This window comes from Crocosphaera chwakensis CCY0110 (assembly GCF_000169335.1).
Classification (GTDB): Bacteria; Cyanobacteriota; Cyanobacteriia; order Cyanobacteriales; family Microcystaceae; genus Crocosphaera; species Crocosphaera chwakensis.
In genome coordinates this window covers 1-2,560 of record NZ_AAXW01000128.1, presented here as the reverse complement: position 1 = coordinate 2,560, position 2,560 = coordinate 1, and the positions used below count along the sequence as shown (strand labels likewise).

Here is a 2,560-nt window from a genome sequence, read left to right as displayed (position 1 = left end):
CGATTAGGAAAATTCCATTTAAGCAGTCCCCCAAGGGGACGGTTAGCGCAAGGGTAATGGTATAATATGACTGAAAGGAGACGATCCTACCTACAAAATAAACAGCGAGCGTTGAGCGAGCTACCATCCCTCTTTCTTGACCCCCTAAGGAAAGAAAGCGCACTTACGCAAACTATGTTTGCAGTGCGCCAGAGGGTTCCACCCCCTGAACCCCCTATTTAAAAAATCTTACTACGGATTTGGAATAGCTCTGATCAGCAAAGTTAACAAGCTAGTAATGACAGCAACAACAATAGGGATTACCAAAGACTTAGCCCCTTTTAAATCAGCTACTTCCTTAACAACTTCATTCTGACTTGACTCTATTTTTTCTACCCTTCTATCTATAGAACTGATCTGAACAGATAAACTTTTTGTCGTCTCTTCTAACCGAGCTTGCCCTACTTCTAACTTGTTCAATCGCTCATCTATCTTTTCAAACTTCTGATTAGTCTCCTTACGAAAATCACTAAGGTTACTCTCAATCCGATCCAAAATCTTAGTCAGGTCTGTTGTAATCTCAATCGGGTTATTAGACATCGTGTTATTCTCCAATTAGAAATATTTACTTGTTTGTGTCTCCTAGTTGCCTCTAGGAGATTATTTTTATTATCCCTATCAGCTTCATCAATTTTTTCCCGTTGTTAAATTATCCAGCCATAGAAATCCACTGGGATAATCTCTATCCCAGTCTCATTTTTTATCGCCTTGTCTACCTGCCTGGCAATTTTTCGGCTCAGGCTGATCTGGCCCGTCTGTACTCTTCTTTCTTCATCCGAATCAACTCTTCCTTTACTGCGATCATGAACTTTCCGAAGGATCTCGTCTTTAGCTCCCAGTAAATCGGTATGAGAATTCTATCGAGTGAGTCTAGATCATATTTCTCTGTTAGCTTTTCTAGGATCTCATGCTTAGTTAAATAACATGACTCTAGTAAGGGTGAACAAAGTTTGTCTTTATTCTCTTCCCATCGAATAGCTTCGATAGGGACTTCTTTGAGTAACAGGCGAAATTTATACTTTAGGCGTTGGGTAAACTCGCTATGCTGTCTAAAGTTCAAGTTATATAGATTGGTACCATAACGGTAATACTCTCCTTGGCGTTTGAATATGTGGCTTTTAGTCCCTGTTTCTTGGGCGTAGAACAGTTCTGCTTCAGCTTCATAAGGTTTAACCTTATACATCACTTGCATTCGTTCTACACCCCTTAGATGTAGTCTCGCGGTTTGATCTGTTATCTCTAAAGAATTTCCTATCCCTTCCTGGCTTGCACCAGTGGGCAGGTGTTTCCTTGAGAAAACCACAGACCGCGCTGCGTTTAACTGTGAGGCCAGTTTCCCGTTACCCCCACGAAACTTGGGAAGATAAGGTTTGCGTCGGTTCCTTTTCTTCCTAATTCTTTTTCTTTCTTCTTCCTTAGCAGCTTCAATGGATCTCCTCTGCATCCAGTAAGCTTGGAAGAATGTCGCTTGTTGTCTGAGTTTAACCAGATTGGGCTTAATTCCTATGGATCTCCATAAAGGCAGTTTAGGGTTATTGAAGAGTGTCCATAAAGGTATTTCTGTTGTGCTTTCCCAATCTGTAACCCCCATTCTTTCACAGACGGCTGTTTTACTCCCTAGGATAATTTCAGTAGTGTGTTCATTGATGTTTCTATACCCTCTGAACGCTCCGGCAGCTTTCCCAACTTTTAGCCATCGGTAGAAGGTTGACCTGGAGATCCCCAGTAGGATCATGATTTCAGGCACTAGGATCTTCACTTTGCCCGACCCTTCTTTATCGATGGCTCGTAGCAAATACCATAATCTTGCCCAAGTTTTACGCGCTATTTTTCCATGAATTTTTAGATCAGCGCGTACACTAATCCTGTTTACCATGTAAGGTAGAGATATGAAAATTTAAATGAGTTATTAGTTGGGTGTTCGGAGGTTCTTAGGAACTTCTAAACACTCTTTCATTTTGGTTTGATTTTATTAAATCTCAAAGTTGACCTAAAAAAACCCCTTGATATTGAGTAAATTTAGTCAATATTTATGTAACATACAATTCCTTAATTATTCCTACAAAGGTATTACGTTTTTAATAACCCAGGTATACCAAGAGATAGAGGCTTCTACGAGATCAAACTGCAATTTGTTGGCCTAACTTTTCCTAATTTCCACAAAAAGAGGGCTAGAACAAACCCTATCCCCCTCCATGATAGATTCATCATTTTTAATCTGAACATACCTCTACAATACCTTTAAACCCAAAATTAGACTACGTTGACATCATAATTCAATCCATTAAACAAAGATAGCCCCCTCAGAACTCTCTGAGGGGCTACTTTTTTGGAAAATTGAATGTTAAATTTTATTAAGTTTGAATTGATCTGACAGGGGTTCAAAATTGGAAAATATTCTTAGTGTGTAATTGTTGTGAGAAAGCAGTAGTTTATACTTAAGTACATTAGTGCTAAGAAGATGAGTTACGTTATTTTATTAGCGTACTTGCTACTCAAACGCTGGATCTACGCCGTGAAA

The 2,560-nt window shown here is 39.4% G+C and carries 2 protein-coding genes; both read right to left on the bottom strand.

Going from position 1 to position 2,560, the window contains the following annotated elements; translation table 11 throughout:
* Positions 1–231: 231 nt before the first annotated feature.
* Positions 232–579 (bottom strand): hypothetical protein, encoded by a 348-nt coding sequence (locus CY0110_RS27470; RefSeq protein WP_008278940.1) that lies wholly within the window; start codon positions 577–579, stop codon positions 232–234.
* A gap of 196 nt (positions 580–775) precedes the next feature.
* On the bottom strand, positions 776–1,915 hold the full coding sequence (locus CY0110_RS27465; RefSeq protein ID WP_008278939.1) for a helix-turn-helix transcriptional regulator: 1,140 nt from the start codon (positions 1,913–1,915) through the stop codon (positions 776–778).
* Positions 1,916–2,560 lie beyond the last annotated feature (645 nt).

Excerpts from the sequence above, each read along its gene's own strand:
- CY0110_RS27465 (WP_008278939.1), bottom strand. The coding sequence starts at position 1,915 with ATGGTAAACAGGATTAGTGTACGCGCTGATCTAAAAATTCATGGAAAA.
- CY0110_RS27470 (WP_008278940.1), bottom strand. The coding sequence starts at position 579 with ATGTCTAATAACCCGATTGAGATTACAACAGACCTGACTAAGATTTTG.